We start from the raw sequence: 7,465 nt of genomic DNA on the forward strand, positions 1-7,465 counted from the left end.
TGGATCAGTAAAACAAGAAAGCCCCTGGAGAAATCTCGCCGGGGCTCTCTTTATATCGCACGGGTTTATGCGAAATGGCTTACTCGACAGCTTTGACCATATCCTCGATGACCTTCTTCGCGTCACCGAACACCATCATGGTCTTGTCCAGGTAGAACAGTTCGTTGTCCAGACCGGCATAGCCGCTGGCCATGGAGCGCTTGTTGACGATGATGGTCTTGGCCTTGAAGGCTTCGAGAATAGGCATGCCGGCGATTGGCGACTTTGGATCGTTTTTCGCCGCCGGGTTGACCACGTCGTTGGCGCCCAGCACCAGTACCACGTCGGCCTGGCCGAACTCGGCGTTGATGTCTTCCATCTCGAACACCTGATCGTACGGCACTTCGGCCTCGGCCAGCAGTACGTTCATGTGCCCGGGCATACGCCCTGCCACCGGATGGATCGCGTACTTCACGGTCACGCCGTTGTGGGTCAGCTTTTCGGTCAGTTCCTTGAGCGCGTGCTGGGCGCGTGCCACCGCCAGGCCGTAACCCGGGACGATGATCACGCTGTCGGCGTTGCTCAGCAGGAAGGTCGCGTCGTCGGCGGAACCGGACTTCACCGGGCGCTGCTCTTTCGAACCTTGCGCTGCGCCGACATCGACATCGCCGCCGAAGCCGCCGAGGATGACGTTGAAGAACGAGCGGTTCATCGCCTTGCACATGATGTACGAGAGGATTGCACCGCTGGAGCCCACGAGGGAGCCGGCGATGATCAGCATCGAGTTGTTCAGCGAGAAGCCGATACCCGCCGCTGCCCAGCCCGAGTAGCTGTTGAGCATCGACACCACCACCGGCATGTCGGCGCCACCGATCGGGATGATGATCAGCACGCCCATGATGAAGGCCAGGACCAGCATCAGGGTGAAGGCGCTGTAATGGCCAGTGAAGGTGAACAGCAGGCCCAGGGCGATGGTGGTCAAGCCCAGGATCAGGTTCAGCTTGTGTTGGCCGGCGAACTGTACCGGTGCGCCTTGGAACAGGCGGAACTTGTACTTGCCCGAAAGCTTGCCAAACGCGATCACAGAACCGGAGAAGGTGATCGCACCGATGGCCGCGCCCAGGAACAGTTCCAGACGGTTACCGGTGGGGATCGGGTCGCTGATGCTGGCGACGATGCCCATCGATTGCGGTTCAAGCACCGCGGCGATGGCGATGAATACCGCAGCCAGGCCGATCATGCTGTGCATGAAGGCAACCAGCTCTGGCATCTTGGTCATCTCGACGCGCTTGGCCATGATCGAGCCAGCGGTACCGCCGACCAGCAGGCCGACAACGACGTAGCCGATACCGGCAGTCGCGATCTCGGCGCCGAGCTTATAAATGAGGCCAACCGTGGTGAGGATCGCGATCCCCATGCCGATCATGCCGTACAGGTTGCCGCGCCGCGAGGTGGTCGGGTGCGACAGGCCCTTGAGCGCCTGGATAAAGCAAATCGAGGCGACGAGGTAGAGGAGCGTTACCAGATTCATGCTCATGCTTACTTCTGCGCCTCGTTCTTGGTTTTCTTCTTGAACATCTCAAGCATGCGACGGGTGACCAGGAAGCCACCGAACACGTTGACCGCAGCCAGGGCCACCGCCAAGGTGCCCATCAGCTTGCCGGCCGGAGTCACGGTCAGGGCGGCAGCCAGCATGGCGCCGACGATGACGATCGCCGAGATGGCATTGGTGACTGCCATCAGCGGCGTGTGCAGTGCTGGGGTGACGTTCCACACCACGTGGTAGCCCACATAGATGGCCAGCACGAAGATGATCAGGTTGTAGATGCCATGGGAAATCAGCATGTCTTCCATTGTCGTGCTCCTTAGCCGTTCTTGCGCACGACCTGGCCGTCGCGGCACATCAGGCACGCGGCGACGATGTCGTCTTCGAGGTTGATGACCAGTGCGCCGTCCTTGTCGAACAGCAGCTTCATGAAGTCCAGCAGGTTGCGGGCATACAGCGCCGAGGCATCGGCACCCACCTGCGCGGGCAGGTTGGTCGGGCCGACGATGGTCACGCCGTTTTCCATCACCACCTGGTCGGCGACGGTCAGCGGGCAGTTGCCGCCTTGGGCTGCCGCCAGGTCGATGACCACCGAGCCTGGCTTCATCTGCGCCACGGTTTCGGCACTGAGCAAGGTTGGCGCCTTGCGGCCGGGGATCAGGGCGGTGGTGATGACGATGTCCGCCTGCTTGGCGCGTTCGTGCACGGCCTGGGCCTGGCGTTGCATCCAGCTGGCCGGCATCGGCCGCGCGTAGCCGCCAACGCCTTCTGCACACTCGCGCTCCTCGTCGGTCTCGTAGGGCACATCAAGGAACTTGGCGCCGAGCGATTCGATCTGCTCCTTCACCGCCGGGCGTACGTCCGACGCCTCGATCACCGCACCCAGGCGCTTGGCCGTGGCGATGGCCTGCAGACCGGCAACACCTGCACCCAGTATCAGCACGCGCGCGGCTTTGACGGTGCCGGCAGCGGTCATCAGCATGGGCATGAAGCGGGGGTAGTGGTGAGCGGCCAGCAACACTGCCTTGTAGCCGGCGATGTTGGCCTGGGAAGACAGCACGTCGAGGCTCTGGGCCCGCGAGGTACGCGGGGCGGCTTCCAGGGCGAAGGCGGTAATGCCGTGCTCGGCCATCTTGCCGATCAGTTCACTGTTGAAGGGGTTGAGCATACCGACCAGCAGGCTGCCGCTATTGAACAGGGCAAGCTCCTGGTCGTTGGGGCCGACCACCTTGAGAACCAATTGCGCGCCGTAGGCATCGGCTGCACTCCCCAGGGAAGCACCCACGGCCTCATAGGCACTGTCCGGAATGCTGGCATTGAGCCCTGCCCCCCGTTGGACGGTGACCTGATGGCCCTGGCCAATCAGTTTCTTGATGGTTTCGGGGGTCGCAGCGACCCTTGTCTCACCGGTCTGCGTCTCGAGAGGAACACCAATGTGCACGACTATTTCTCCTGCGGTGACCTTTTTGTCTTTATAGAAGCCAGCGCACTTCGTTGGTGCGCAGGGTTGGCTGTTAAGCGCCAAGCCCGCCATATCCTGGGCGGGCGAAGCATTTTGCAGACGAACCCAGGGGCCTTCAACCGGTTATGGAGCGAAACAAAGTCAAAACTACAAGTCACCCTGTGACCGTATGTCGCAAGTGCTTGGCTGCAGCCCGTCAAACATAGGCTATTGGCAGATTAGGGAAAATTTTGAAATTTTTTGCGACGTTTTCGCAGATTGGCTGGTGAAGGTCGTAAATGTCCCTGAAATCCGCGTGGTTGATGGATTTGAGCGGGTTTTTGGGGCAACCCTTACAGTTTTCGCATAAGCGACAAATAAATATATCTGTAGGTGTTTAAAATAATTGACTACAGGGTCAGGACAGGTCGTTTTGATGTGCTTCGAGATACCGGCGCGCCTCCTCCGTTAGCCAGTCGCGGAAGGCCCTGAGAGACGCAGATTCGATCTTGCGCTCCGGGATCATCAGATAGTAGGCCTTGTCGCTGGACAGCGCGTATCTGTTTGCGACTACCAGCCTGCCCTCCTCCAGCTCCCGCTGGATCAAGAACGGCGGAATCAGCGCGACACCCATCTCATGCATGGCGGCCTGGGCAAGCATGGAGAATAGTTCGTAGCGTGGGCCCGTCATGTCGCTGGCGACATTCATGCCTAGGCCGTTGAACCACTGGCGCCATGCATAGGGGCGGGTGGTTTGCTGCAGTAAAGGCAAGCTGGCGATGCGCTGTGCGTCGAGCAGGCCCTGCCCGGCCAGCAATGCCGGGCTGCAGACGGGGACTGGGTTTTCTCCCATCAGGCGATGGGATTGCGTGCCAGACCAGTCGGCATCGCCGAAATAGATGGCGGCGTCGAATGGGGTGTCGGCAAACAGGAACGGACGGGTGCGGTTGGTCAGGTTGACGGTGACTTCGGGGTGACGCTGCTGGAAGTCCTTGAGACGTGGCAATAGCCACTGCGTGCCGAAGGTTGGTACTACGGCCAGCTCGATTACATTGGCGCCCTGCTGACGCATCACCGACAAGGTGTCCCGCTCTACCGCATCCAGTTGTGCGGCGACCTGGCGGCTATAGGAAAGCCCGGCTTCGGTCAGTTTCACGCCGCGGCGTGAGCGCCTGAACAATTCGACATTGAGGAACGCTTCCAGTCCAGCGATCTGGCGACAGACGGCACCTTGGGTCAGGGCAAGTTCCTGGGCGGCTTTGGTAAAGCTCTCGTGGCGCGCCGCCGCTTCGAAGCAGACCAGAGCGGTGGTGCTAGGTATCTTGCGGCGCATGTACGTTAACCTCACTCATAGTGCTCGCAATAGGGGGTTTTGCTGAGTTACGGAGTGATAAATTAGCACTAATGCGTGCGCAATCCTCGTTTGTCCTCGCTGCAGATCAGGCCTAGGATCAATGGCACAGGAACCTGCTCACTCTTTCGAGGATTTCGCTCATGGCCGGTAAAGCAAGCTTCAACTGGATCGACCCACTGCTGTTGGATCAGCAGCTCACTGAAGAGGAGCGCATGGTGCGTGACAGCGCTTATCAGTTCGCCCAGGACAAGCTCGCGCCGCGTGTGCTGGAAGCCTTCCGTCACGAGCAGACCGACCCGGCGATTTTCCGTGAAATGGGCGAGGTCGGCCTGTTGGGCGCCACCATTCCCGAGGCGTACGGCGGCAGCGGACTGAACTATGTGTGCTACGGCCTGATTGCCCGGGAAGTGGAACGTATCGATTCCGGCTACCGTTCGATGATGAGTGTGCAATCTTCGCTGGTGATGGTGCCGATCAACGAGTTCGGTACCGAAGCGCAGAAACAAAAGTATCTGCCCAAGCTTGCCAGCGGCGAGTGGATCGGCTGCTTCGGCCTGACCGAACCTAACCATGGTTCCGACCCAGGCTCGATGATCACTCGCGCCCGTAAGGTCGAGGGTGGCTATCGCCTGAGCGGCAGCAAGATGTGGATCACCAACAGCCCGATCGCCGATGTGTTCGTGGTCTGGGCCAAGGATGACGCCGGTGATATCCGCGGCTTTGTTCTGGAAAAAGGCTGGCAGGGCCTGAGCGCCCCGGCCATTCATGGCAAGGTCGGCCTGCGCGCCTCCATCACTGGCGAAATCGTCATGGACAATGTGTTCGTGCCGGAAGAAAACATCTTCCCGGACGTACGTGGCCTCAAGGGCCCGTTCACCTGCCTCAACTCGGCCCGCTATGGCATCTCCTGGGGCGCGCTGGGTGCAGCGGAAGCCTGCTGGCATACTGCTCGCCAGTACACCCTGGACCGCCAACAGTTCGGCCGCCCACTGGCTGCCAATCAGCTGATCCAGAAGAAGCTGGCCGACATGCAGACGGAAATCACCCTGGCTCTGCAAGGTTGCCTGCGTTTGGGTCGCATGAAGGACGAAGGTACCGCTGCGGTGGAAATTACCTCGATCATGAAGCGCAACTCCTGCGGCAAGGCCCTGGACATCGCCCGTATGGCTCGCGACATGCTGGGCGGCAACGGGATTTCCGACGAGTTCGGTGTGGCGCGCCACCTGGTGAACCTCGAAGTGGTCAATACCTATGAAGGTACCCACGACGTACACGCGCTGATCCTGGGGCGTGCGCAAACTGGCATCCAGGCTTTCTATTAATAAAGGAGCCGGCTCATGGGTGCGCTATCTCATCTGCGGGTGCTCGATTTGTCCCGTGTGCTGGCGGGGCCATGGTCTGGCCAGATCCTGGCAGACCTGGGTGCTGATGTGATCAAGGTCGAGCGTCCGGGGAGCGGCGACGATACGCGCGCTTGGGGGCCGCCCTTCCTCAAGGATGCACGGGGCGAGAACACCAGCGAGGCGGCTTACTATTTGTCGGCCAACCGCAACAAGCGTTCGGTGACCATCGACTTCACGCAGCCGGAGGGTCAGCGCCTGGTGCGCGAGCTGGCGGCCAAGTCGGATATCGTCATCGAAAATTTCAAGGTTGGCGGGCTGGCGGCCTATGGTCTGGATTATGCGAGCCTGAAGGCAGTCAACCCCAAGCTGATTTATTGCTCGATTACCGGCTTTGGGCAAACCGGGCCCTATGCCAAGCGAGCTGGCTATGACTTCATGATCCAGGGGTTGGGCGGGCTGATGAGCCTGACGGGTCGCCCTGATGGTGAGGACGGTGCCGGGCCGGTGAAAGTGGGCGTTGCGCTGACGGACATTCTGACCGGGCTGTATTCGACGGTTGCGATCCTGGCCGCCCTCGCCCACCGCGATCAGGCTGGCGTTGGTCAGCATATCGATATGGCATTGCTAGATGTTCAGGTGGCCTGTCTGGCCAACCAGGCGATGAACTACCTGACTACGGGTAACCCGCCACGGCGGCTGGGAAATGCCCATCCTAATATCGTGCCCTACCAAGATTTCCCGACGGCAGATGGCGACTTCATTCTTACCGTGGGCAACGATAGCCAGTTCCGCAAGTTCGCAGAAGTGGCCGGGCAGCCGCAATGGGCAGATGACCCGCGTTTTGCCACCAACAAGCTACGGGTTGCCAACAGGGTCGAGTTGATTCCGCTGATTCGCCAGGCCACGGTATTCAAGACCACGGCTGAGTGGGTGAGCCAGCTGGAAGCTGCCGGCGTGCCCTGTGGCCCAATCAACGACCTGGCGCAGATGTTTCAGGACCCGCAGGTGCTTGCGCGTGGTCTGGCGGTGAGCATTGCGCATCCTCTGGCTGGAAGCGTACCGCAAGTGGCCAGCCCAATTCGTCTGTCGGAGACGCCTGTGGAGTATCGGCGCGCGCCGCCACTGCTGGGAGAGCACACGGCGGCGGTACTGGGCGATGTGCTGGGGCTGGATGCTGATGCGCTGGGCCGGCTGCATAGTGCCGGCGTGCTTTGAAGCTATATAGAAGTGGGGAAAGCAGGGAGGCCGCAGGCCTCCCTGCTTTGCTTTTCAGCGATATTAAGGTTTCTTGAAATTAAGCCTTGACGCACTTTCGAATCCCCTTATAATGCGCCCCACTTCCAGCGACAACGGAACGAGAAACTCCTTGAGATTCAACGAGTTACTTAATTCTGGTGGTGCTGAAAGTGCTTCGGTCGTCTGATCGATAGCGGTTGAAAAGGTGGTTGACAGCGCTTCTAAACGCTGTAGAATTCGCCTCCCGCTACGAGAGATCGCAGCGAGCCAAGTGTTTGAAGCTAAACGAGTTTCTCGCAAAAAACTTCAAAATAAACGCTTGACAGGCTCTGAGGAAAGCGTAGAATGCGCGCCTCGGTTGAGACGAAAAGCTCTTAACCAAACGCTCTTTAACAAATTGAATCAAGCAATTCGTGTGGGTGCTTGTGAGTATGGACTGATAGTCAAAAAGATTATCAGCATCACAAGTGGCCATGCGAGAAATCACATAGTCATTTGAGATTGCTGAGCCAAGTTTAGGGTTTCTTAAAAACCCAAGCAGTATTGAACTGAAGAGTTTGATCATG

6 protein-coding genes and 1 pseudogene are annotated in these 7,465 nt (G+C 59.4%); 2 read left to right on the forward strand and 5 right to left on the reverse strand.

All coding sequences use genetic code 11. From position 1 onward, the window contains the following. Positions 1–79: 79 nt before the first annotated feature. From ACZ6YA_RS05185 to ACZ6YA_RS05200, 4 genes are all read right to left on the reverse strand, one after another. Entirely contained in the window at positions 80–1,516 is a 1,437-nt protein-coding gene (locus ACZ6YA_RS05185) for an NAD(P)(+) transhydrogenase (Re/Si-specific) subunit beta (protein WP_465895914.1), read from the reverse strand. 2 nt (positions 1,517–1,518) lie between these two features. Then, positions 1,519–1,833 carry an NAD(P) transhydrogenase subunit alpha part 2 gene (locus tag ACZ6YA_RS05190; RefSeq protein WP_003256966.1) on the reverse strand — a complete coding sequence of 105 codons (315 nt, stop codon included), beginning with the start codon at positions 1,831–1,833 and terminating at the stop codon, positions 1,519–1,521. Between the two features lie 11 nt (positions 1,834–1,844). After that, entirely contained in the window at positions 1,845–2,966 is a 1,122-nt protein-coding gene (locus ACZ6YA_RS05195; RefSeq protein ID WP_465895915.1) for a Re/Si-specific NAD(P)(+) transhydrogenase subunit alpha, read from the reverse strand. 418 nt (positions 2,967–3,384) lie between these two features. Next, a complete protein-coding gene (locus tag ACZ6YA_RS05200; protein WP_465895916.1) occupies positions 3,385–4,299 on the reverse strand; it encodes a LysR family transcriptional regulator in 915 nt (304 codons plus the stop codon). A 161-nt stretch (positions 4,300–4,460) separates the two neighbouring features. On the opposite strand from ACZ6YA_RS05200, the gene ACZ6YA_RS05205 reads away from it, so the two are divergent. Further along, on the forward strand, positions 4,461–5,642 hold the full coding sequence (locus ACZ6YA_RS05205; protein ID WP_465895918.1) for an acyl-CoA dehydrogenase: 1,182 nt from the start codon (positions 4,461–4,463) through the stop codon (positions 5,640–5,642). 15 nt (positions 5,643–5,657) lie between these two features. After that, the gene (locus ACZ6YA_RS05210; RefSeq protein WP_465895919.1) at positions 5,658–6,878 is read left to right on the forward strand and encodes a CaiB/BaiF CoA transferase family protein; all 1,221 of its coding nucleotides are present in this window, start codon (positions 5,658–5,660) and stop codon (positions 6,876–6,878) included. 268 nt (positions 6,879–7,146) lie between these two features. Here ACZ6YA_RS05210 and ACZ6YA_RS05215 read toward each other — a convergent pair. Further along, a pseudogene (locus ACZ6YA_RS05215) lies at positions 7,147–7,465 on the reverse strand (hypothetical protein); the annotation flags it as partial.

This window comes from Pseudomonas sp. NPDC090752 (assembly GCF_055584805.1).